This is a genomic window from Aquabacterium sp. NJ1, from assembly GCF_000768065.1.
GTDB lineage: Bacteria > Pseudomonadota > Gammaproteobacteria > Burkholderiales > Burkholderiaceae_C > Aquabacterium.
Genome location: NZ_JRKM01000001.1, coordinates 3,834,496 through 3,857,191 on the forward strand (window position 1 = coordinate 3,834,496; position 22,696 = coordinate 3,857,191).

At 63.5% G+C, this 22,696-nt stretch carries 25 protein-coding genes; 17 read left to right on the forward strand and 8 right to left on the reverse strand.

The window, feature by feature from the left end:
* Positions 1-136: 136 nt before the first annotated feature.
* The 4 genes from JY96_RS16405 to JY96_RS16420 are packed head-to-tail and all read left to right on the forward strand — an operon-like array spanning position 137 to position 3,206.
* Positions 137-901: a hemerythrin domain-containing protein gene (locus JY96_RS16405; RefSeq protein ID WP_052162634.1), complete on the forward strand. Its 765-nt coding sequence runs from the start codon at positions 137-139 to the stop codon at positions 899-901.
* Complete coding sequence (locus tag JY96_RS16410) at positions 894-1,277, forward strand: cytochrome-c oxidase (RefSeq protein WP_035039111.1); 384 nt, start codon at positions 894-896, stop codon at positions 1,275-1,277. The genes JY96_RS16405 and JY96_RS16410 overlap by 8 nt, the downstream gene beginning before the upstream one ends.
* Positions 1,274-2,215 (forward strand): thiamine pyrophosphate-dependent dehydrogenase E1 component subunit alpha, encoded by a 942-nt coding sequence (locus tag JY96_RS16415; protein WP_035039114.1) that lies wholly within the window; start codon positions 1,274-1,276, stop codon positions 2,213-2,215. Before JY96_RS16410 ends, JY96_RS16415 begins: the two co-directional genes overlap by 4 nt.
* Positions 2,216-2,228: 13 nt before the next feature.
* A complete protein-coding gene (locus JY96_RS16420) occupies positions 2,229-3,206 on the forward strand; it encodes an alpha-ketoacid dehydrogenase subunit beta (RefSeq protein ID WP_035039117.1) in 978 nt (325 codons plus the stop codon).
* Here the strand turns inward: JY96_RS16420 and JY96_RS16425 are convergent.
* From JY96_RS16425 to JY96_RS16455, 7 genes are all read right to left on the reverse strand, one after another.
* A complete protein-coding gene (locus JY96_RS16425) occupies positions 3,184-4,581 on the reverse strand; it encodes a GAF domain-containing protein (protein WP_035039120.1) in 1,398 nt (465 codons plus the stop codon). The two genes, JY96_RS16420 and JY96_RS16425, sit on opposite strands and share 23 nt — an antisense overlap.
* Positions 4,578-5,069 (reverse strand): hypothetical protein, encoded by a 492-nt coding sequence (locus JY96_RS16430; protein WP_035039122.1) that lies wholly within the window; start codon positions 5,067-5,069, stop codon positions 4,578-4,580. Before JY96_RS16430 ends, JY96_RS16425 begins: the two co-directional genes overlap by 4 nt.
* A 64-nt stretch (positions 5,070-5,133) precedes the next feature.
* A complete protein-coding gene (gene hemW, locus JY96_RS16435; protein WP_035039125.1) occupies positions 5,134-6,378 on the reverse strand; it encodes a radical SAM family heme chaperone HemW in 1,245 nt (414 codons plus the stop codon).
* Between the two features lie 41 nt (positions 6,379-6,419).
* Positions 6,420-7,097 (reverse strand): RdgB/HAM1 family non-canonical purine NTP pyrophosphatase, encoded by a 678-nt coding sequence (gene rdgB / locus JY96_RS16440; protein ID WP_052162636.1) that lies wholly within the window; start codon positions 7,095-7,097, stop codon positions 6,420-6,422.
* Between the two features lie 25 nt (positions 7,098-7,122).
* Positions 7,123-7,863, reverse strand: coding sequence for a ribonuclease PH (gene rph, locus JY96_RS16445; RefSeq protein WP_035039128.1), 741 nt, complete (start codon positions 7,861-7,863; stop codon positions 7,123-7,125).
* Positions 7,864-7,956: 93 nt separating this feature from the next.
* Positions 7,957-8,892 carry a PP2C family serine/threonine-protein phosphatase gene (locus tag JY96_RS16450; protein WP_035039131.1) on the reverse strand — a complete coding sequence of 312 codons (936 nt, stop codon included), beginning with the start codon at positions 8,890-8,892 and terminating at the stop codon, positions 7,957-7,959.
* An 18-nt stretch (positions 8,893-8,910) separates the two neighbouring features.
* On the reverse strand, positions 8,911-9,879 hold the full coding sequence (locus tag JY96_RS16455) for a serine/threonine-protein kinase (protein WP_035039133.1): 969 nt from the start codon (positions 9,877-9,879) through the stop codon (positions 8,911-8,913).
* Positions 9,880-9,908: 29 nt separating this feature from the next.
* Between JY96_RS16455 and JY96_RS16460 the strand changes: the two genes are divergently transcribed.
* The 4 genes from JY96_RS16460 (at position 9,909) to JY96_RS16475 (ending at position 14,157) form a co-directional block, all read left to right on the forward strand.
* Positions 9,909-10,859 carry a YicC/YloC family endoribonuclease gene (locus JY96_RS16460; RefSeq protein ID WP_035039136.1) on the forward strand — a complete coding sequence of 317 codons (951 nt, stop codon included), beginning with the start codon at positions 9,909-9,911 and terminating at the stop codon, positions 10,857-10,859.
* A 71-nt stretch (positions 10,860-10,930) separates the two neighbouring features.
* On the forward strand, positions 10,931-11,551 hold the full coding sequence (gene gmk, locus JY96_RS16465) for a guanylate kinase (RefSeq protein ID WP_035043309.1): 621 nt from the start codon (positions 10,931-10,933) through the stop codon (positions 11,549-11,551).
* 42 nt (positions 11,552-11,593) lie between these two features.
* Positions 11,594-11,797: a DNA-directed RNA polymerase subunit omega gene (rpoZ, locus tag JY96_RS16470; RefSeq protein WP_035039139.1), complete on the forward strand. Its 204-nt coding sequence runs from the start codon at positions 11,594-11,596 to the stop codon at positions 11,795-11,797.
* Positions 11,798-11,955: 158 nt separating this feature from the next.
* Entirely contained in the window at positions 11,956-14,157 is a 2,202-nt protein-coding gene (locus JY96_RS16475; RefSeq protein ID WP_035039141.1) for a bifunctional (p)ppGpp synthetase/guanosine-3',5'-bis(diphosphate) 3'-pyrophosphohydrolase, read from the forward strand.
* Here JY96_RS16475 and greB read toward each other — a convergent pair.
* Positions 14,151-14,714 (reverse strand): transcription elongation factor GreB, encoded by a 564-nt coding sequence (gene greB, locus JY96_RS16480; RefSeq protein WP_035039143.1) that lies wholly within the window; start codon positions 14,712-14,714, stop codon positions 14,151-14,153. The genes JY96_RS16475 and greB overlap by 7 nt on opposite strands.
* 172 nt (positions 14,715-14,886) lie before the next feature.
* Here greB and JY96_RS16485 point away from each other — a divergent pair, with 172 nt between their 5' ends.
* From JY96_RS16485 to JY96_RS16525, 9 genes are all read left to right on the forward strand, one after another.
* Positions 14,887-15,570, forward strand: coding sequence for an excisionase family DNA-binding protein (locus JY96_RS16485; RefSeq protein WP_035039145.1), 684 nt, complete (start codon positions 14,887-14,889; stop codon positions 15,568-15,570).
* 145 nt (positions 15,571-15,715) lie between these two features.
* The gene (locus JY96_RS16490) at positions 15,716-16,408 is read left to right on the forward strand and encodes a TVP38/TMEM64 family protein (RefSeq protein ID WP_035039148.1); all 693 of its coding nucleotides are present in this window, start codon (positions 15,716-15,718) and stop codon (positions 16,406-16,408) included.
* 330 nt (positions 16,409-16,738) lie between these two features.
* Complete coding sequence (locus JY96_RS16495; RefSeq protein WP_035039150.1) at positions 16,739-17,368, forward strand: DUF6160 family protein; 630 nt, start codon at positions 16,739-16,741, stop codon at positions 17,366-17,368.
* A gap of 286 nt (positions 17,369-17,654) precedes the next feature.
* Positions 17,655-18,659 carry an AraC family transcriptional regulator gene (locus tag JY96_RS16500; RefSeq protein ID WP_052162637.1) on the forward strand — a complete coding sequence of 335 codons (1,005 nt, stop codon included), beginning with the start codon at positions 17,655-17,657 and terminating at the stop codon, positions 18,657-18,659.
* A gap of 252 nt (positions 18,660-18,911) precedes the next feature.
* Positions 18,912-19,541 carry a DUF6160 family protein gene (locus tag JY96_RS16505; protein ID WP_035039150.1) on the forward strand — a complete coding sequence of 210 codons (630 nt, stop codon included), beginning with the start codon at positions 18,912-18,914 and terminating at the stop codon, positions 19,539-19,541.
* Positions 19,542-19,699: 158 nt separating this feature from the next.
* Positions 19,700-20,500 carry a hypothetical protein gene (locus tag JY96_RS16510; protein ID WP_035039152.1) on the forward strand — a complete coding sequence of 267 codons (801 nt, stop codon included), beginning with the start codon at positions 19,700-19,702 and terminating at the stop codon, positions 20,498-20,500.
* A 10-nt stretch (positions 20,501-20,510) separates the two neighbouring features.
* Positions 20,511-21,398 (forward strand): hypothetical protein, encoded by an 888-nt coding sequence (locus JY96_RS16515; protein WP_052162638.1) that lies wholly within the window; start codon positions 20,511-20,513, stop codon positions 21,396-21,398.
* 9 nt (positions 21,399-21,407) lie between these two features.
* Positions 21,408-21,887 carry a DUF6160 family protein gene (locus tag JY96_RS16520; RefSeq protein WP_052162639.1) on the forward strand — a complete coding sequence of 160 codons (480 nt, stop codon included), beginning with the start codon at positions 21,408-21,410 and terminating at the stop codon, positions 21,885-21,887.
* Between the two features lie 40 nt (positions 21,888-21,927).
* Positions 21,928-22,695: a C39 family peptidase gene (locus tag JY96_RS16525; protein WP_035039154.1), complete on the forward strand. Its 768-nt coding sequence runs from the start codon at positions 21,928-21,930 to the stop codon at positions 22,693-22,695.
* The last annotated feature ends 1 nt before the right edge of the window (position 22,696 follow it).

Sequence of the window (22,696 nt, forward strand, 5' to 3'; positions counted from 1 at the left end):
TGATGGGGGGTTAAGAGCGCTTTAAGAATTGCTGAAGAAGCATTTACGAAACGTCTGGGTGCGTCTTCCCTACAGTCACTTCCATCATCAACAAGGGCCTGGCACAGCACGCCGGGCCACAACAGGAAGTGACACCATGAGCAACCTCACACAAGAGATCCCCGTCGAGCAGTTCGGGGCCAGCATCAGTACACAGCTGGTTGACCAGGCGCTGGACCACAGCCAGCGCTTCAATGTTTACCAAGGCGTGCACAAGGGGCTGCGCGCCTTCATGGCCGACACGCTGGTGCGCGTGGGCAGCACCGATTACACCGATGCCCAGGAGCGTCAGGACACGGCAGAGGTGGTCCGGTCCCTGTTGCACATCTGCGGTGAGCACCTCAAGCACGAGAACCACTTCCTGCATACCGCCATGGAGCGACGCGCGCCAGGCAGCAGTGCCAGCTGCGCTCAGGAACACGTCGAGCATGTTGCGCACATCGATGCCTTGAGCGGCAGCCTGCGGCAGGCCCTGGCCGCATCCGAGTCACAACAGGCGGCGGCCTGGCAGCGCCTGTACCAGTTGCTGAGCCTGTTCGTGGCCGACAACTTCGAGCACATGCTGTTGGAGGAGCGTGAGCACAATGCGGTGCTGTGGCGCCACTTCAGCGATGAAGAGCTCATCGAGATCCACGATGCGCTGCTGGCCAACGTGCCGGCGGACGAGATGGCGCACCACTTCCGTTGGATCCTGCCGCAGTTGTCGCACCCCGAGCGCGTGGTCATGATGAGTGGCATGCGCCAGGGCATGCCGCCCGAGGTGTTCGCTTCCCAGCTGGACATGGCCCGGCCCTTGTTGAACGCCCGCGCCTGGCACAAGCTGCAGGCCGCGCTGAAGTCGGAGGTGGCTTGCCATGGCTAAGAACCTGTTGCGTTGCGCGGTGCTGTACGCGCTGTTCGGTATCGGCATGGGCATCGTGATGGCCGCATCAGGTGATTTCACGAACAAGGGCGTGCATGTGCACCTCAACCTGGTGGGCTGGGTGTCCATGGCCATCATGGCGATGGCTTACCAGGTCTTTCCCGCCATGGCGGGCAGCGTGCTGGCCAAACTGCAGTTCTGGCTGCACAACCTGGGGCTGCCTTTGATGGCCTGCGGCATCTACGCCGTACTGCACCACCTGCCGATGGCCGAGCCCATTGTGGGCAGTGGCTCGATCATCGTGGCACTGGCCTTTGCGGCCTTCGCCATCAATGTCTGGCGCAACTCAGGCGTCGGGGCGGGAGCGACAGCATGAACAGCATCCAGGCGTTGCAGCGCATGCTCCTGATCCGGGCTTACGAGGAGAAGCTGGCCGCTTTGCAGGCTGCCGGTCCCTTTCCGATGAGCTGTTCGTCGCAGGGGCAGGAGGCCAGTGCTGTGGGGGTGATCGCGGCTTTGTCGAGCGAAGACAGGATCTTGACCAATCACCGAAGCGCCGCCCATCTGATCGCCCGTGGTGCGGACCCAGCGCGCCTGCTGGCGGAGGTGATGGGCAAGGCCACCGGCTATTGCAAAGGCAAGAGCGGCTCCCTGCACATTTCGGTCGCCGAGTTGGGTGTGGTGCTGACATCCACCATCGTCGGTGGTGAGTTGTCCATGGCGCCTGGCGTGGCTCTGGCGCGCAAGATGCGGCGTGAGGCTGGCATCGTGGCCTGCTTCTTTGGCGATGGTGCGGCCTGCGAGGGCATCTTCCATGAGTCATTGAACCTGGCGACGATCTGGTCTCTGCCCGTGCTGTATGTGTGTGAGAACAACCAATGGCAGGCATTTGTACGCCGAAAAGAGACCATGCAGACCGAGCACATCAGCGAATGGGGCAAGGGCTATGGCCTGCCCTGTCAGACCGTCGACGGCAATGACGCGCACGCGGTTCACGAGGCTGCCCGGGCTGCCGTGGCTCAGATTCGTGACACGGGCAAGCCCTTTTTGCTGGAAACCTTGACCTATCGACAAAGGGGGCACTTTTCGGGCGACGACGAAGCGCACATCAGCGATGCCGAGCGTGCGCCGTGGCTCAAGCGTGATCCGATCGAGCTGTGGCAGTCGCGGTTGCTCGCGCAAGGTCAGCTTCAGGCCTCGGACCTCAGGGGCTTGAAGGATGAGGCCCTGGCCCGTATCGAAGAGGCCTTGGCTCAGGCACAGGCTGCGCCTTACCCCTCGCCAGAGGCCTTGCTGACCGATGTCTACGCATGAAGAAGGAGGAAGCATGACGACAACCATGACCGCAAAGGCTGCACTGCTCAGCGCCTTGCATGAGGAAATGACCCGAGACGATCGCGTCATGTTGATGGGCGAAGGGGTGGCCACCTTGCATCCTGATCTGGTGATGGCGTTCGGCGCCGACCGCGTGCGCAATACGCCGCTGGCGGAGGCCATCATGGCGGGCTGCGCCGTGGGGGCAGCGGCCAGTGGGCTTCGCCCCGTGGTGGACATGCTGTATGCGCCTTTTCTGACCTATGCGATGGATGCGCTGGTCAACAGCGCGGGCAAGTTGCGCTACATGTCCGGCGGGCAGTTTTCCTTTCCGCTGGTGGTGCTGGCCAATACGGGCGCGGGCTGGGGTGTGGGCGCGCAGCACACCCATAACCTGGAAGCCTGGTTCGTACACAGCCCGGGGCTGAAGGTGGTGATGCCCTCGACCGCGGCCGATTTCAAAGGGCTGCTCAAGAGTGCCATCCGGGACGACAACCCTGTTGTATTCCTCAATGACATGACGTTGCTGCATCAGGCCGGAGAAGTCGCCGAACCTGACGACATGCTGGTGCCACTGGGGCAGGCCAAGGTGATGCGTGCCGGGCGGGATGTGACCCTCGTGTCCTACGCCAAGACTGTCCACACGTGCATGGCGGCGGCCGAGGTTCTGGCCGAGCGAGGGCTGTCGGCCGAGGTGATCGACTTGCGCACCCTCAAGCCCCTGGACATGGAGACGGTGTTGCAGTCCGTGCAGCGCACCGGGCACATGGTGGTGGTTCACGAGGCGGGGCCCCTGTGCGGGGTGGGCGCGGAAGTGGCCGCTCAGGTCGCCGAGCGGGCCTTTGGCGCGCTCAAGGCCCCGGTTCGTCGCATCACCAGTGCAGATGTGCCCACGCCGGCCAGCCATGTATTGGAGCAGGCCTTTCTGCCTCAGGCGGATCAGATCGTCTCGGCCGTCATGGCATGGGTCAGTCAGCCAGCTGCAGCTTGAGCGGGCGAGACACCTGCAGCTGAAACCGGCCTCGGCCTGTCTTGTGCATGCGCACGCAACTGGTCCGCTCGGCCAGACGGCGTTGCAACAGCACCAGACGCGCTTCGAGGTTGTCGGCGATGTCGGGCAGGGACAGGTCGGGTGCCAGCCTCAGCTCACGGTTGGTGAACTGGTCTCGGCCTTCCTGTTGCCTGACCTGCACCAGCTTCCAGAAGATGGCGCCGGCCACGCCCTTGATCAGGTAGTCCTCGTCGAGGAAGATGCTGTGGTCGGCCTTGAAGTACCGAACCAGCACCGGTCGCCCATCGATGGATGCGGACGCAAGGGGGGCGACGGACATGGCGGGCTCGGCAGGGCGTGCAGGTGATGCGACAGCTGGCGTCAGTGCTTCATCGGGCTGGTCCATGGGGTCGGCGCATGCCATGCTCCGCGCCATCCAGCCGAACTGCTGCGCCACGATCTGCAGCATGTCTTCGTCGTCGTAGCTGAAGCGCAAGTCTTCATGGCTTTCGACATACAGCACGCCATACAGCGTGGCACCAGCGGTGATGGGCACCGCCATCTGGCTGCGGCATTCGGGCAGGCCGGGCATGGGGATGGCCGTTTCGAGCTGGTGGTGCAGGCCCAACGCCTCGGCGCTGTCACGCACGGCCTTGCCGTAGATGTACTCGCTGGTCATGTGCGAGATGCGGATGGGCGTGCGTTCGCGCGCGGCCACGCCGATCACGCCGTGCCCCATGGGGATCTCCGAGCCCACGCCGGACTGGTCATAGCCCCGGCTGGCCACGGTGAACAGACGCTCGCCGCACTCGTCGAGCTTGAGGATCATCATGTGGCCGATGCCGCAAACCGTTTGCAGCGCGGTGAGGGTGTTGTCGAGCAGCTCGTTCAGATCGCGGCTGGCATTGAGCATGGCGCTCATGTGGCGGAGTTTGGGCAGGCTGTCTTGAACGGTCGCCACGAGGCCGGGCAAGGTGCTCACCACGATCTCGAACTTTTCAACCTCGTAGATGTCAGAGCCCCTCAGCTTGAACACCTCGGTCATGCCGGTGTGCGAGGCGATGCCGGCCAGCTTGGCCTTCATGCTCTCGAACAAGGGGCCGCTGGTCTCCGTTCGCAGGTAGCGCACGTGCAGCTTGTAGCTGTGGCCAGTGTAAGGATCAACCACCTTCAGAAGGGCGTAGGGGTTGGCCAGAATGTTCTGGCGTGTCTTGTTGAAGAACTGGAACGTGGTGGCCACGTGACACTGGTCCACATATTGCACCTGCGAGAGGTAAGCGATATTGGGTGAGCCATCGGGCGAGCAGGTGGACAGTGCGCTGGGAATGGCGCCCTCAAAGCAGTTGCGCAGATGGGCGATGCACACGGCGCTCATGGCTGGTTGCCCCCAAGGCGATTGCCGGCCATGGGGCCGGGTGTCTGTTCGAACACCAGTTCTGGTGTGAAGCTCAGTGCCACAAGCTGCCCGGCCTCGAACGCCATGGAGGACAGCCCGAACTCTCGCCGGTGCCCCAGCCGCACAATGCCATCCACAAAGGCGTTCCGGTACGCCTCGACGCAAGCTATGTCACTGGTGCTGGCGGCACTCAGGCTGACCTGACGCCCCTTGATCTGGATGGCGGTTTCGGTGGCGGGCAGGCAAAACACCACGGCGATGACGTCCTGGCCGAGAACGTCCTGCAACAGTTGGCCGGCTTCACCGCGGCGCACAAAAATGGTCAGGCGCTGCCGGTCTGGGGAGACACGGCAGGCAAATCCCCGGCAGGCGCTGGGGCGCAGATCCGATGAGCACGAGGCAACATCGATGGCCACCTCCCGCTGGATGAAGGCCACGGTGCTGTCGCTGAGCAGGGCTGGGGTCATGCTGCTGTTCGACTGAGACTGAAGCGGGAATGTCGCCGGATTGTAGGTGGCGACGGGCAGGCCCTCAATCCTTCAGGAACAGGGCTTGCAGATCGCTGAGGAAATCAAAGCCCTTGGCCGTGGGCCAGGCGCGGGCGAGGTCACGCTGCAGCAGGCCTTGCGCTTCGGCCTGGGCCAATGGCTGCTGGATGCTGGCCAGGGTCAGGCCGGTGCGCTCGGTGAAGCGCAGCAGCTCGAAGCCATCTTTCAGGCGCAGGGCGTTCATCATGAACTCGAAGGCGCGAGAAGACAGGTCCACCTCGGTTTCGTTGGAGCAGGCCAGGCCCTGGCGCGCCTTGTCCATGTAGGTGGCGGGCTCGCGCCAGCGCACCTGGCGCACGATGCGGTCCGGGAAGCTGATCTTGCTGTGCGCGCCGGCGCCGATGCCGAGGTAGTCACCGAACTGCCAGTAGTTCAGGTTGTGCTGGCACTGGTGGCCGGGGCGCGCATAAGCGGACACCTCGTAGCGCTGCAGGCCGGCACCGGTGGTGCGGTCGATGAGGTGGTCCAGCATGTCGAAGGCCGTGTCGTCGTCGGGCAGGCCTTTGGGCGGCTGCGTGGCGAAGACGGTGTTGGGTTCGAGCGTGAGGTGGTAGAGCGACAGGTGCGGCGGCTCGAAGGCCAGGGCCTGGCTGATGTCGGCATCCAGATCGGCCGGGCTCTGGCCGGGCAGGGCGTACATCAGGTCGAGGTTGAAGGTCTCGAAATGCTGCTGGGCTTCTTCGATGGCGGCGATGGCCTGCGTGCGGTCGTGCACGCGACCCAGGGCCTTGAGCTTGGCGTCATCAAAGCTTTGCACGCCGATGGACAGGCGGTTGACGCCAGCCTGGCGGAAGGCCTTGAAGCGGTCCTTCTCGAAGGTGCCCGGGTTGGCCTCCATGGTGATCTCGCATTGCGGCTCCAGCGGCAGGCGCGCGCGGATGTCGGCCAGCAGGCGGTCGATGCTGTCGGGCGAGAACAGGCTGGGCGTGCCACCACCGATGAAGATGGTGTGCACGCGGCGGCCCCAGATCTGCGGCAGGGCGGATTCGAGGTCGGCACACAGGGCGTCGAGGTACGCGGTCTCTTTTTGCGTGTCGAGGTGTCCGGCGCCGGGCCGCCCCAAGCCGGACGCTCCCCCTTGGGGGGGCGACGCCGCAGGCGTCTTGGGGGCCAGGTCATGTGAGTTGAAGTCGCAGTAGGGGCACTTCTTGAGGCACCAGGGCAGGTGCACGTACAGCGACAGGGGCGGCAAGGCTTGCAGGGCGCCGGGGCGTTGCAGCGTGATCATGGGGTGTGCGTCGTCGTCGGGTGGGGAGGGGGCGGCGCAGCTCAGCGCTGCCAGGGCCAGCGCGCGTCGGCATCCAGGTGGTTCAGCCCGGCCAGGCCCCATTGCGCCTCGATCATGTGCAGCATGCGCTGGCAGGCCTTGGCGCGGTGGCTGACGCCGTTCTTGATCTCGGGCGCCAGCTGGGCCGCGCTTTGTTGGTAGGCGGGCAGCCACAGCAGCGGGTCATAACCAAAGCCATGCTCACCCTGGCCGGCCTCCAGCAGCTCGCCCTCCCAGTGGCCTTCGGCGATCAGCGGCTCCGGGTCATCGGCATGGCGCACAGCCACCAGCAGGCAGGTGAAGTGGGCACGGCGTTGCGCCTGGCCACGCATCTGATCGAGCAGCCAGGCGTTGTTGGCGGCGTCGATGGTTTCGCGAGGCAGGCCTTCGGCGATGCGGCCAGCGTCCACGGCATAACGGGCCGAGCGCACGCCCGGTGCGCCGCCGAGTGCAGCCACACACAGGCCGGAATCGTCGGCGATGGCCGGGCCCTGGCCGATGCGCGCCGCATGACGGGCCTTGGCCAGTGCGTTCTCGACAAAGGTGATGTGCGGCTCTTCGGCCTCGGGGATGCCCAGCGAGCCTTGCGTGACCAGTTCAACGCCCAGCGGGCTGATCAGCGCCTGCAGCTCACGCAGCTTCTTGGCGTTGTTGGAGGCGAGGATCAGTTGCTTGCTCATGGTGCGCTCAGGGGGCAGGGTGGGGTCAGGCTGTGGGCAGGGGTTGGGCCAGCGCGGCGGCCTGGGCCGTGATCAGCTCGCGCACGCCCTTGTCGGCCAGGGCCAGCAACTGGTCCATTTCCTGGCGGGTGAAGGCCACGCCCTCGGCCGTGCCTTGCACTTCCACGAAGTGTCCCGCACCGGTCATGACCACGTTCATGTCGGTGTCGCAGGCGGAGTCCTCGGTGTATTCCAGGTCCAGCAGGGGCGTGCCTTCCACGATGCCCACGCTGATGGCGGCCACGGGGTGCAGGATGGGGCTGGCGGTGAGCTTGCCTTTGGCGATCAGGCCGGTGACGGCGTCAACGGCTGCGACATAGGCGCCGGTGATGGCCGCGGTGCGGGTGCCGCCATCGGCCTGGATCACGTCGCAGTCGATGATGATGGAGCGCTCGCCCAGTTTGGCCAGGTCGAACACGGCGCGCAGGCTGCGGCCGATCAGGCGCTGGATCTCTTGGGTGCGGCCGGTCTGTTTGCCGCGTGCGGCCTCGCGGTCGCTGCGGGAATGGGTGGCGCGGGGCAGCATGCCGTATTCGGCGGTGACCCAGCCTTCGCCGCTGCCACGTTTGTGCGGCGGCACCTTTTCTTCGATCGAGGCGGTGCACAGCACCTTGGTGTCACCAAAGCAGATCAGGACCGAGCCTTCGGCGTGCTTGGTGTAGCCGCGGGTGATGCTCAAGGGGCGCAGTGCGTCTGCGGCACGGCCTTGGGTGCGCTGGTATGCCATGGGGGCTCCTGGTCTTCAGATGAAAGTGGACAGTACAAAAAACCAACCGGCCACAGCGGCCGGTTGATCAATCAAGCGGAGGGCTGCGGCGTGTCAGCTTTTCTTGGCGGCGCTGGCAGAGCGGCGAATCGCTTCGTTGATCTCTCGGATCGAGCGTTCGATTTCGGCTTCGTCCAGGTCGTCGGCCTCGACATTGTCGCCCGGGGTGCCGGTGCTGCCTACGCTGGCCTGGATGGTGGAGGCAAACACCTCTTCACCCAGGTTGTCGGTGTGCACATTGGGCTGATCGTCGTTGGAGGCGGACTCCCATTCCATGGCCAGCACGGTCACGTTGTCGCACTTGGCGCCACCATTGCGCAGGGCCACTTCCACCAGTTCCGGCACGGCATCCGAGATGGTGCGGGTGGACAGGTGGCGGGTGATCTCTTCGTCTTCCACCGTGCCCCACATGCCGTCGGAGCACAGCATGATGCGGTCGCCCTCCTGCATGATCAGCGGGCCGGCCGTGTCGACCACGGGTTTGCCGGGGCTGCCCAGGCAGGTGAACAACACGTTGCGGTTGTAGCGCTCGTTGAGCGGCACCACGGTGGACAGCGTCTGCTGCAGTTCGGAGTAGGAGTGGTCGCGTGTGCGGGCAATCAGCTTGTCGCCGCGCACGAAGTACAGGCGCGAATCGCCACAGTGCGCCCAGTAGGCCGCATTGCCTTGCAGGATGCACGCGACGATGGTCGTGCGGGGCGTGTCCATCAGGCCTTTTTCGCTGGCGTAGCGCAGCAACTGGTGGTGCCCGGCCATGACGGCGTCCTGCAGGAATCGAATGGGGTCTGCCAGGGTGGGGCGCGCATCGCGCTGGTACAGCGCGGCCATGGTCTGCAAGGCCAGTTGGGACGCCATCTCGCCTTCGGGGTGGCCGCCCATGCCGTCTGCCAGGGCAAACAGGCCTGAATCCCGCGTGTAGCAATAGCCCATGCGGTCTTCATTTTTCTCGCGGCCGCCTTTGCGGCTGATCTGGTAGACAGAGAATCTCATGCCAGCGCCATGCTTTCCTTAGGCCTTCGCCCCGGATTTGAGGTTTTCAAGTTGCAGTTTGACCCGCTCGGCAAAGGTGAGCTTGGAGTAGCGCCTTTCGGTCTCACGGGCCAGCTCTTTTTGCAAGGCAAAAACGCTTTGCGGGCGGGCCAGCGGGTCCAGTGACATGCACCACTCGGTCACTTCGATGAGGTTATCCGAATAGACGTTGCGCAGTCTTGAGAGAGAAAGCCCTAATCGGTCTTTTTCCAGGCGTTGGGGCGCATCGTTGGGGGGGTAGCCCTGCATGCAGGCGTAGATGCAGGCACCGATGGCGTAGATGTCCGTCCAGGGGCCCAGGGAACCGTCGCGGCGGTACATCTCGGGCGCGGCAAAACCGGGCGTGTACATCGGGCGGATGAAGTTGCCCTCTTTGGACAGCACTTCGCGTGCAGCACCGAAATCCAGCAGCACGGCCTTGTTGTCGTTGGTGATGAAGATGTTGGCGGGCTTGATGTCCAGGTGCAGCATCTTGTGCTGGTGCACGATGCGCAAGCCGCGCAGGATCTCGTCAAACAACGAACGGATGGTGGATTCGCGGAAGACCTTGTCGCGCTTGAGATCGCGCGCCGTGACGATGAAATCCTGCAGGGTGTCGCCCTGGAGGTAGTTCATCACCATGTAGACGGTTTCGTTCTCGCGGAAGAAATTCAGCACCGACACCACACTGGGGTGGGCGATCTGCGCGAGCGAGCGGCCTTCTTCAAAAAAACTTTTGAGGCCCAGGCGGTACAGCGGCTGCTTGTCGGGTTTGACGCGCGGGATCAATTCGCCCGGGGCGCGTTCTGCCAGGGAGGCGGGCAGGTATTCCTTGAGCGCGACGAGCCGTTTGTCGGGGTCTTCACAGAGGTAAACCACCCCGAAACCGCCGGCAGCGAGCTTCTTGACGACTTGGTAGCCGCCCACGACGGTGCCCGAAGGCAACGGGGCAGGTTTCGGCTTTGACATAATCTAGTTTTGTCTGGTGTCAAGTAACCATGTCAGTCTACTCTATGACCGGCTTTGCCAGCGCGGTTGCGTCGGCTCCCGACCACGTCAGTGAAAACACCGATGAGGGGGATTCGCCTACTGCTTCACGCGCCGGCGGTGGCAAGAGCGCCTCGGGTGGCGTGGGGGCCGAGTTGCGCTCCGTCAACAGCCGCTTTCTGGATCTGAGCTTCAAGCTGGCTGACGAGTTCCGCGCGCTGGAACCCGCTTTGCGTGATCTGCTGACGGCCTCGTTCAAGCGCGGCAAGATCGAGTTGCGCCTGCAGCCCCAGCGCGCGGCCGATGCCGGTTGGCCCACGCCCCAGCCCGACCAGCTCCACACCCTGGCCCGTCTGGAAGGCACGGTGCAGAACTGGCTGCCCAAGGCTTCGCCGCTGTCGGTCAACGAGATCCTGAACTGGTGCCGTGCCGCGGCGCCATCGGTCAAGCTGGAAGATGCGGCCCTGGAAGCTGCCCGCCAATGTGTGGAGGCGCTCAAGGAGGCGCGTGAGCGTGAAGGCGCTCGCCTGGTCGGCATCCTCAAGGACAAGCTCAAGGGCTTGCTGGCTCTGGCCGAGCAGGCGACCCCCCTGGTGCCGCTGGCCGTGCAGCGTCAGCAAGAACGTTTTGTCCAGAAATACCAGGAGGCCTTGCAGGCCGTGGGTGGCTCGGTGACGCCCGAGGCAGCCCAGGAGCGTGCGCTCAATGAGGCGGCAGCCTATGCGCTGCGCATTGATGTGGACGAAGAGTTGCAACGCCTGAAGGCCCATCTGGACGAGATCGGGCGCCTGCTGAAAAAAGGTGGTGAAGTGGGCAAGCGCCTGGATTTCCTGATCCAGGAGCTGCACCGCGAGGCCAACACGCTGGGCTCCAAGGCGGCGGCGCTGGAGCTGACGCAGATTTCGGTCGAAATGAAGGTTTTGATCGAACAGATGCGCGAACAGGTTCAGAACATCGAATGACGGCCGATAACTACCCCCAAACCTCCCCCATGTCCGCGGGCGCGTCGCCAGCGAATTCCGGAGACAAGCTCATGGACTACCCCGGCAACCTCTTCGTGGTGTCTGCGCCCAGCGGCACCGGCAAATCCAGCCTGGTGAAGGCCTTGCTGGAGCTGGACTCGCGCCTGCAGGTGTCGGTGTCGCACACCACGCGGGCGCCGCGCGGGCAGGAGCAGCAGGACCGCGAATACCACTTCACCAGCAAGGAAGAATTCCTGGCCATGGTGGAGCGGGGGGACTTTTTCGAGCACGCCGAGGTGCATGGCAACCATTACGGCACCTCGCGCCACGCCATCGAGAGCCGCATCAAGGGCGGCGAAGATGTCGTGCTGGAGATCGACTGGCAGGGCGCCTTGCAGATCAAGAAGATCTTCCCCAACGCCATCCTGATCTTCATCCTGCCGCCCAGTTATGAAGAGCTGTCGCAGCGCCTGAACCGCCGCGGCGAGGACAGCCCGGAGACCATCGAATTGCGCATGGCCAATGCCCGCATCGAGGTGGGCCAGGCTCAAAACTTCGATTTCATCGTCGTGAATGCACTTTTTGAGTCGGCTTTGTTCGATTTGAAGGCCATTGTTCATTCGCAGCGGTTAAAATACGCAGCTCAGCGCCGGAACAAGTCTGCCGTGTTCCGTGCCCTCAATCTGGTCTGACCGGCTTTCTGGCTGATTCAGACACCCTACCGGAGCGCCCACATGGCCCGCATCACCGTTGAAGACTGCCTGCAAAAGATCCCGAACCGCTTTCAGCTGGTGCTCGCTGCAACCTACCGTGCCCGCATGCTGAGCCAGGGCCACACGCCCAAGATCGAGTCGCGCAACAAGCCCGGCGTGACCGCGCTGCGAGAGATCGCCGCTGGCCAGGTTGGCCTGGAAATGCTGCGCAAGGTGCCGACCTGATCGTCATGCACGCCAATCGGGCCCACGCCGCTGACTGACGGCGGCCCCGAACTTGCAGAAAAAGGCCCGTCTCGAACGGGCCTTTGCTATTTCGCGATTGATTTCCCAGATTGATTCAGACGGCCCCGGGGCTTTCCCAATCACGCTACAGTCAACACATGACCTTGGCCAATGATGCTGCAGCGGCTTCCTTTGCTGCACTGACCCACAAACTCGACTACTTGGACGAGGCGGACATTCGTCGCGTCCGTGAGGCCTATCGCTTCGCCGACGAGGCGCACCTGGGCCAGTTCCGTGCCAGCGGCGAGCCCTACATCACGCACCCGATCGCCGTGGCCGGCCTGTGTGCCGACTGGAAGCTCGATGCCCAGGCCATCATGGCCGCGCTGATGCACGACGCCATGGAAGACTGCGGCGTCACCAAGATCGAGTTGATCGAGCGTTTTGGGGCGCCCACGGCCGAGATCGTGGACGGGCTGACCAAGCTGGACAAGCTGCAGTTCTCGACCAAGGAAGAGTCCCAGGCCGAGTCCTTCCGCAAGATGCTGCTGGCCATGGCGCGCGATGTGCGCGTCATCCTGATCAAACTGGCCGACCGCCTGCACAACATGCGCACGATGGACGCGATGGTGGCGCACAAGCGTGCCCGCATCGCCCGCGAGACGCTGGACATTTACGTGCCCATCGCGCACCGCCTGGGCCTGAACCAGACCTACCGCGAGCTGCAGGAGCTGTCTTTCCAGTACATCAACCCCTGGCGGCATTCGGTGCTGTCCAAGGCCGTCAAGAAGACACGTGGCAACCGCCGCGATCTGGTGGACCGCATCCGCAAGGAAGTCGAGCAGGCCTTCGAGGATGCGGACATGCAGGTCGAGGTGTATGGCCGCGAGAAAACCATCTTCTCGATCTACAACAAGATGATCGAGAAGCACCTGAGCTTTGCCCAGGTGAGCGACATCTTCGGCTTTCGCATCGTCGCGCGTGAACTGCTGGACTGCTACCGCGCTCTGGGCGTGCTGCACCAGCTCTACAAGCCACTGCCAGGGCGCTTCAAGGATTACATCGCCATCCCCAAGGCCAACGGTTACCAGTCGCTGCACACGACGCTGGTGAACCCGGTGGGCACGGCGGTGGAGTTCCAGATTCGCTCGCAGGCCATGCATGCCGTGGCCGAGAAGGGCATCGCGGCGCACTGGATGTACAAGGAGCAGGATTCGGCCGATGACGCTTCGCCGCAGCAGGCCGCCGTGTGGCTGCAGTCGCTCATCGACATCCAGCACGAAACACGGGACTCGGCCGAGTTCCTGGAGCACCTCAAGATCGACTTGTTCCCCGAGTCGGTGTATGTGTTGACACCCAAGTCGCGCATCGTGGCGCTGCCCAAGGGGGCCACGCTGGTGGACTTCGCGTACGCCATCCACTCGGGCGTGGGCGACCGCTGCGTGTCGGCCAAGGTCAATGGCGAGCCGGTGGCCTTGCGCACCGAGCTGCGCAGTGGCGATGTGGTCGAGATCATCACGGCGGCCAGCGCCAAGCCCAACCCGAGCTGGTTGAACTTCGTGCGCACGGGCCGGGCGCGCTCCAAGATCCGCCATTACCTCAAGAACATGGAGGCCGAGGAGTCGCTGGAACTCGGCGAGAAGCTGCTGATGCAGGCCCTGCGTGCCGAAGGCCTCACGATGCCCGCGGGCAACGAGACGACCGAAGGCGATGCCGGCTTGCTGTGGCAGAGCCTGATCCGCTGGGGGGGCAACCGCACCCGCGACGAATTGCTGGCCGACATCGGCCTGGGCCGCAAGATCGCGACCATGGTGGCCAAGCGCCTGGCCCAACTGATGGCCGAGTCTGGCGCCAAGCCCGATGCGCTGACGCTGACGCTGGGGCGCTTCTCGGATGAAACACCGGCACAGGGCTCCGTCATCATCGACGGCAGCGAAGGGGCCACCGTGCAACTGGCGCCGTGCTGTTGCCCGGTACCGGGAGACCCGATCGCGGGCTACCTGGGGCGTGGCGAAGGCCTGGTCGTGCACACGCAGTCTTGTGGTGTGGGCAAGCGCCTGTTCGAGCGCGACCACGAGCGCTGGATCGATGTCAGTTGGTCGGATGAGCCCACGCGCCTGTTCGAGACAGTGCTCAAGGTGCTGGTGGCCAATGGCAAGGGCGTGCTGGCTCAGGTGGCGTCGGCCATCAGCAGCGCCGAAACGGACATCACCCACATCGAGATGGGTGACGAGCGTCTGGGCGAAACCGCCGAGCTCAAGCTCACGGTGGCCGTGCGCGACGCCGAGCACCTGGCTGACGTGATCCGCACGCTCAAGCGCTGCCCCGTGGTGCTCAAGGCCGAGCGCTTCAGTCAGTGACTGGTGGGCGGGGCAGGGTAGCTGACCTTGATGATCTCCAGGCGCTCCAGGCCGCCTGGGGTCATCAGCTGAACCTCGTCACCTTCACGTGCCTTGAGCAGCGCGCGCGCAATGGGCGAAATCCAGCTGACCTCACCTTGCAGGTTGTCGACCTCGTCGATGCCCTTGATGGTGATGGTGCGTGACACGCCCTGCAGGTTCTCGTAGGTGACGGTGGCCCCGAAGAACACCTGGTCATGGCCGTGGTGCAGGCTGGGGTCGGCCACTTCGGCGATGTCCAGCCGCTTGGTCAGGAAGCGGATGCGGCGGTCGATTTCGCGCAGGCGCTTCTTGCCGTAGATGTAGTCACCGTTCTCCGAGCGGTCGCCGTTGGAGGCGGCCCAGTGCACGATCTCCACGATCTTGGGGCGCTCGATGTCGATCAGGTTGAGCAGTTCCGTGCGCAGGCGCTGGTAGCCCTGCGGCGTGATGTAGTTCTTGCCCCCGGCGGGCAGCGGCGGCAAGGACACGTCATCGTCGTCGTCGCTTTCTGATTCCTTGGTAAAGGCTTTGCTCATGGGACGCGATTGTGCCCAATCCTGGGGGCGGGATGAAAGCGTCACTTCTTCACGAGGGCCAGATCTTTGTTCGCCAGAACGTGTGCCGAAGCGGATTTGAACTCGCAAAAATGAAATGGCTGCCGATAACAAACCCATTTCAACCGCCGTTTGTGTCCCTGAAAGGCGCGAGATGTCTCAAGTCATCCCTTTGGGCCCCGCCGCCCGCATGTTGACCACCCGTGAAGCCGCTGTGCGCCTGGGTGTCTCGCTGCGCACCGTGCAGCTCTGGGTGGAGGCCAACATCCTGCCCGCCGCACGCACACCTGGCGGGCACCGCCGCATCCCCTACAACGCGGTGGAAGCACTGGCCTTGAGCACAGGGCTGGGGGGGGAGCCGGTGGCGCGCAGCGCACTCAACCGGCAAAACGAGCGCCCGCTGCTGGACGACACGCCTGTACCTGCCCCGACTGAACCGGGTCGTTCCGGTGCGCCCATGGACGTGCTGCTGGTGGCCGATGATCAGGACTGGCAGACGCGTTGCGCCGAGGCCATGGCGCCCTATGGATCGGCCGTCAAGCTGCGCTTTGCGGAGACGGGTTACCTGGCCTTGCTGCAGATCGGGCAGAAGGTGCCGGACCTGCTGATCACGAATCTGGAGTTGCCCGGCATGGATGGCATGGCCATGTTGCGCACGCTGGAGCGTTGCGAATCCATCGCCAACATGCGCATCCTGGCCCTGACCGAAAGTGGCGAGCACGAACTGGCACGCCGTGGCGGCCTGCCCCGCTCGGCCGAAGTGATGCGCCTGCCCGCGACGGCCGAGGCTGTGGCGGTGCGTGTGGGCCGATGGTTGCTGGGCCAGCGCGTGTCCTGAGCCCATGCCGCCCCCCGACTCCCGGGGGATCCAACCGAACTCCAAGGTAAGCACGGGCTGATTTCGCCTGCAACTTGCCTCAAGATGCGCCAGCCTGCGGCATGCACGGGGTGGCAGGCGCCCCACGAGAGACGGAGTTCGTGTTGTGAGTGACAAGCCTGTTGCAGCCTCCGGGCTGGCCTGGCGTTGGTTGGTGCTGGGCGTGTATGTGTCGGTCCTGATTGGCCTGGCACTGCTGTGGCGGCAGCCCGATATGCGCCACTGGCTGGACCCCCAGTCGCTCAGCGAACAGGGGCGGCAATTGCTGGCCACGCCACTGGGGCCGCTGGCCGTGATGGCAGGGTATGTCGTAGCCGTGCTGCTGGGCATGCCCGTGCTCGTGCTGATCACGGTGGGTGCCCTGGTGTTCACCCCCTGGCCAGGCATGGCCTACGCGCTGTTCGGGATGGTGGCCGGTGCCACGGTGACCTACGGCATTGGCCGTTACACCGGCGCGCAGACCATGGACCGCTGGACCAAGGGGCGGCTGGCGCTGCTTTCTCGCCACCTGCAGCGTCGCGGCCTGCTCACCATGATGGCCGTGCGTGTGATGCCGGTGGCGCCCTTCATCATGGTCAACATGGTGGCCGGGGCCTTGCGCGTGCGCTTGCGCGACTACGTGCTGGGGACCTTTTTCGGGCTCCTGCCTGGCACGGTGATGATTTCCCTGTTCATGGACCGCCTGACCGAAGCCTGGCGTGCGCCCGGCGTTAGCAGCTACGTGGCCCTGGCTGCATGCGTGGTTCTGCTGATCGTTGTTTTTTGGTGGGTCCGAAAAAGACTGTTGCGATCGACCTGAACGCAGCCCGATGAGCGGGTTTCCACGTGAATTCAAGGGGCCGAGGCCCCTTTTTTGTCGCCTTCAGCCAAGTCGCGAACGGTCCCCTAAGGGGTGCCACTTAAGGGGTTTCCTCGCCCTTCATTGGGGTGGTTTCAAGGGTCATGCGCTTGGCTTGTCGGGCCAGTCTGCATCTTGTAACAAAGCCTGATGATTCGTTCACGCCGCAGCCAGTTTGTCGCGGTTTCGATGCCGACGTCGCATCGGGCCAACCTGACGGATTGATCACCCGAACGGTTGCATGAACTGGCCGGCGCGAGACATCACATACACACATACCTGGAGTTCTACATGCAAGCTTTCAAACTGTCCGTCATCGCCCTGGCTCTGACCGCCGTGGCCGCTTCCGCTTCCGCCATGTCGTCCATCGACGACGCAGCCCTGAGCCAAGTCAGCGGCCAGGACGGCGTGTCGATCGCTGGTGACCTGAACATCAACATCGGCTCGTTCAAGTACACCGACACCGACGACAACGGTGGTTCCGTGTCGTTCAACAACATCGGCATCAAGGGCATGTTCGTGATGACCGTGGACATCCTGAACAAGACGTCGTTCGTGGGTGCCGTGGGCGCCGCCATGGCTTCGCACGGTCTGTCGACCGTTGCTGGCTCTGCTTCGAACGCCACTGCAGCTGCCGCTGGCCTGAGCGATGTGGACTACAACCTGGCTCTGCTGGCTCCTGCAAGCGCCACGAACCCGTTCGGTCAGGGCGTGTACGACGGTCAATCTGATGTTGTCCAGTTCGCCTTCCCCAACGCTGGCCTGAACAGCAAGCTGGCTCCGACCATCACCGTTGGTTCGATCACGATGGGCAACGCCGCTGCCACGAGCAATGCTGACGGCCACACTGCCTCGTTCGGCTCGTTCGCCATCAACAACATCGACATGCAAGGCACCAAGATCTGGATGTGGGCCCACTGATCCTGAGCTGATGCTGATCGCCTGACCGGGTGCCCACAAGGCGCCGGCAGGGCGCACCAGGTCGATGCAGACAACCCCCGGGGACTGGTTCCTCGGGGGTTGTTTCGTCTCCGGAGTCCGAAAAACGTGATGTCCATCACGCTGTTTTTACCGAGCGAAATCTGAATTCAAAAAGTGTCTGAATGAAACATAAAAATGCGGGTTATCCCTGTATTTATGTTGCATTGTCTCTGCAACCATCCGAGACCTTTCGGGGTAGCAGTCACATAACCTGAAGGGTCTTGTCATGGCCGTCAAAGCATTCACCTTGTCGCAAATCGCGTGGTACCGAACCATGAGCGATGCCTTTCGTCAGCGCGGCCTGGACGCTGACGAGTTGCTGGTCAAGTGTGGCGTGCCCATTGGCTCGACCGATGAAATGGATGTGAACCACTTGTCCGACCTGTTTTCGGCCATGTGGGAGCTGGCGGTGACCTTGACGGGTGACCCCAGCATTGGCCTGACGAGGGTGGTGCACCCGCTGGCAGCGTTTGGTGTGGTGTCACACATGCTGCTGTCGTCCACGAACGTGCTGGCGGCGGCCAAGTGCCTGGCGCGTTTTGCGGCCCTGGTTTCGCCGACTTTTGCCATGGACGTGGTGCGCGAGGACAAGCACTACGCCGTGTCGTTTGCCATCTCGGGTGGCCGTCGGCCTGTGCCCATGCAGCGCTTTGACTTCCTGGCTTCGGTGTTCCTGGCTGGCGCGCAGTGGATCACAGGCAAGCGCCTGGTGCCCAACGTGATGCATGTGCCATTCCCGGAGCCGGCCGATGCGCAGCCCTGGCGCGAGGCTTACGGTTGCCCCATCGTGTTCAATGCCAGCTCCTTCAGGGGCGAGTTCAACATCGCCGACTTCGAGCAGCCCATTCCCACCAGCGACCCGGCGATCGCCGATATGTGCGTGCGCATGACCGAGCAGGCTGCGCAGGACATGGGCGATCACTTCACGGGCAAGGTCCGGCAGTTGCTGACGCGGATCCTGCACAAGGGCGATCCGCGGCGTGAGCAAGTGGCTGAAATGCTGTGCGTCAGCGAGCGGACCTTGCAGCGCCGCCTGAGTGAAGAGGGGACGAGCTTTGCCGAGCTGGTGGATGCGGTCAGGCGCGAGCGCGCGGAACGCATGCTGGCCAGGGGCTTTCTGAGTGTGACGGAGATGGCTTGCGAGCTGGGCTTCTCCGACCCAAGCAATTTCTACCGTGCGTGCAAGCGCTGGTTTGGTCTTTCACCCAGTTCATTGCGCGTGACGCAATAAGCGGGTGGTGCTGTGTCGTACTAGTACCTAAGGGGTTTCCTCGCCCTGCATGCGGGTGGTCTGTGTGGTCATGCGCTTGGCCTCAGTGGTCAAGGTGAAAAGCAGGCGCTTCGCGATGATGCGTCAGCGTTTCAAACAAGAGCCGCTCTATCGCACAGGGACGTCAGGCAATAGAGATCGGTGATCTGATCAATCACTGGTGTGGCATTGAAACGCCCAAGCAAATCTCATACATACATATCTGGAGTTTTCATGCAAGCATTCAAGCTTTCCGTCATCGCCCTGGCTCTGACCGCCGTGGCCGCTTCCGCTTCCGCCATGTCGTCCATCGACGACGCAGCCCTGAGCCAAGTCAGCGGCCAGGACGGCGTGTCGATCGCTGGTGACCTGAACATCAACATCGGCTCGTTCAAGTACACCGACACCGACGACAACGGTGGTTCCGTGTCGTTCAACAACATCGGCATCAAGGGCATGTTCGTGATGACCGTGGACATCCTGAACAAGACGTCGTTCGTGGGTGCCGTGGGCGCCGCCATGGCTTCGCACGGTCTGTCGACCGTTGCTGGCTCTGCTTCGAACGCCACTGCAGCTGCCGCTGGCCTGAGCGATGTGGACTACAACCTGGCTCTGCTGGCTCCTGCAAGCGCCACGAACCCGTTCGGTCAGGGCGTGTACGACGGTCAATCTGATGTTGTCCAGTTCGCCTTCCCCAACGCTGGCCTGAACAGCAAGCTGGCTCCGACCATCACCGTTGGTTCGATCACGATGGGCAACGCCGCTGCCACGAGCAATGCTGACGGCCACACTGCCTCGTTCGGCTCGTTCGCCATCAACAACATCGACATGCAAGGCACCAAGATCTGGATGTGGGCCCACTGATCGGCTGATGGCCGATGGGCTCGCGTCAAGCGGGCCCGCTCTCTCCGCTTGAGTTGAACAGCAAATCCGCCGTGGCATCCACGGCGGGTTTGTTTGTGAAGCCTGATTTTCTGAAAAGCCTTTTCAGATCCTGACGACCTCTTCCACCCGCAGCCAACATGAACAGGACATCCCGCTTGATGCCACTGCTGTGCATGAGCCTGGCGCTGACAGGCGCACCACTGGCACATGCTCAGGGCAAGCCCATTGGTGATGAAGAGTTGTCTGACGTCTGGGGCCAGGCGCTGTTCTCGCTGACCAACACCAGCGACGGCACGTACGACTTTTCCCGCATCACCTTGAATGCGGACATCAAGCTCAACGCCAACCTGGGTGGCGTGCGCCTGGGCGAGTACACCAGCGCGATCCGCAATGGCACGGGCGCTGACATCGACATCGCCAAGCTGCAGTTCGGGCGCACCGATGGCACGCTGGCCCAGCGCACGGTGGCCGTGACCGACCCGTATATCGAATTCGTTTACCGCAATGTCGCCAACTCGTCGACGCGCGAAGTCGTGGGCATGCGCCTGGGCTTTGGCGGCATCCAGGGCGACATTGGCTTGCAGATGAACGCCGTGAGTGGCTCGCTGCTGATCGATGCCGGCAGCAGTGGCACCGTTGATTCACGCAATGACACCTTGGGCGGCAAGCGCTGGGATGGCAGCGCCGCCACCTGCGCCAATGCAGCCGCTTGCCAGGTTGCCTTGTCGCAGATCGGCGGCGTGACCGCGGGTAATGCCAGTGGTGCCAGCCGCGACTTCTTCATCTCCGTGCTCAAGAGCGCCGTCAACTTCCCGACGAACGCGGCCACCGGCCTGCCGACGGACACGGCCATGGCGGGCTTCTGGCTGAACTGGCGCGACCGCCTGACGGCCTTGAATACCACTGGCACCGTGCCGGCCAATGTGGGCAAGAAGTGAGGTGGGGCCTATGAACACGCGCTTGTTCCTCATCGCGCTGGGCCTGTGCCTGTTGGCCACGTCGTCTGCTCATGGCAGCAGTGCAGCAGCACCGAAGGCACTGCATGAACTCGAGGACGAGGCGCTGTCAGAGGTCAGTGGGCAGGATGGCCTGGCCTTCAACCTGCGTGACTTTGCCATGGGTGGCCCGCTCACCTTGACTTACACCAGCCCGGACGATGGCAACCCCAGTCTGTGGTTTGGCAACCTGTACCTGTCGCGCTCGGACGATCTGGACGCGACCTTTTCCGATCCGTACCGGCTCAACATCTACGGCCGGCCAGGCATGGCCGACGTGATCGAGTTGAGCAACCCGCTCAACACCAACAGCCTGCTGAAGTGGCAGTTCGCGGCCGACTTCGGGGTCAATGCCAACGGCACGGCCTTCAATGCAGGCACCTTGATCCTGCAGGACCTGGTCTTCCAGGGCGGTGGGCTGAGCATCACCACGCCAGCTGACCCCAATGTGCAGGGCGTGGTCTTTGGTCTGGCGCTGCATGTCGACATCGGCAACTTGATCATCCGCCCGCGTGGGGCCGATGACATCAGCGTGGCCAACCCCGATACGGTGGCCGAGCAGCTCAGCATTTCAGGCATCCATCTGGCTGGCGCCAATGGCGGCACCTGGGCCCTGGCCGATGTCACCACGCAACCCGGCATCTTCAATGCCATCACCGAGAACGGGCAGTCCTACCTGCACCTGGGCGTCGACTGGAGTTCCAGCCCCAATGGTGCGCCCGTGGGCAGCCTGCTGATCGACAACATCAGCTTCAAGAGCGATGTCACCGGCAACCTGAACCTGGGGTCCAGCCGCATCAACACCATCCAGCTCCAGTACCTGGACGTCAAGTTTCGCTGAGGTGTGGGGATGTTGATCATGTTGGCTCGCCTGCTTTGTCTCGCCCTGATGTGGATGGTGTGCATGCCGCTTGCCGCGCTGGCCGCGCCGGAGCCCCTGGACGACCAGGCCATGGCCAGCGTCAGCGGGCAGGACGGCATCGGTTTTGCCGTGCACCTGGAGATGAACTCCGCCTTGCTTGATGGTGCCGTGATGAACAGCCGCCTGCTGGCCGGCTTCACGGTCGACAACGTGACGACGTATGCCGTGGCACTCAATGTGGGCGGGATCATCGACATGTACGCGATGACGCTCAACCTGCGCACCAGGCCCGATGGCGGTGACTACATCGACATGGGCCTGCCCTTTTTCGTGGGCGTGAGCAAGTTCGGCTTCCGCGCGCTGGGCGTGCAGACCGACCCCACCGCACCGATCACCCGCAACTACGGGCAACTGCTGCTCGATGGCCACGCGGCCATGCGCGGCCATGTGTATCTGTGGGCGCAGTGAGCGCGCCACGACAGCCCGAACGAAACAGGACGCCTCACCCATGTTGCCCATGCTGCTTGGAATCATCGCCAGCGCGATCGGAGGATCGGCGGGCACGACCATTCACCCGCCAGACGAGCATCCCAAGGGGGAGTTCGAGCTGCCCATGGTCAGTGTGGGCGGTGGGGTGTCGCCTCAGCCCGTGACCATCAGGCCTTACTCGGAGTTCAAGTTCGAGAACATCGTGCACCAGGCCTATGACTACAGCTGCGGCTCGGCCGCGCTGGTCACGGTCATCAACAACTACCTGGGCATCAAGGTGACCGAGCAGCAGGCCATGGAGGGCATGCTCGAACATGGCGAGAAGGAAAAGATCATCGAGCGCCGGGGCTTCTCGCTGCTCGACATGAAGCGCTATGTGGCTTCGCTCGGGGCCAAGGGCGCGGGCTTTCGCGCCGAGATGTCCGATCTGGAGACGCTCACGCAGCCGGCCATCGTGCCCATCGAATACGCGGGCTTCAAGCACTTCGTGGTGTTCCGGGGCATCCGTGATGGCCGCGTCTTCATCGCCGACCCGTCGGCGGGCCACATCGTGTTCTCGGTCGAGCAGTTTGCCAAGTTGTGGGACAGGGGCACCTTGTTCCTGCTGACCTTGCCCGAGTCCATGGGCAAGCCCCTGACCAAGCTCGCCTTGAGCGACCGGGAGCTCGGTGTCATCGACAACGATTCGGTTCGCAAAGGGACCGTGCTCTCCATTCCCGACCATGCCGATGCGCTGCGCAATGCCGTGCAGTCGGGCATGGGTGTTTTCAATCTGCGCAAGTTCTGAC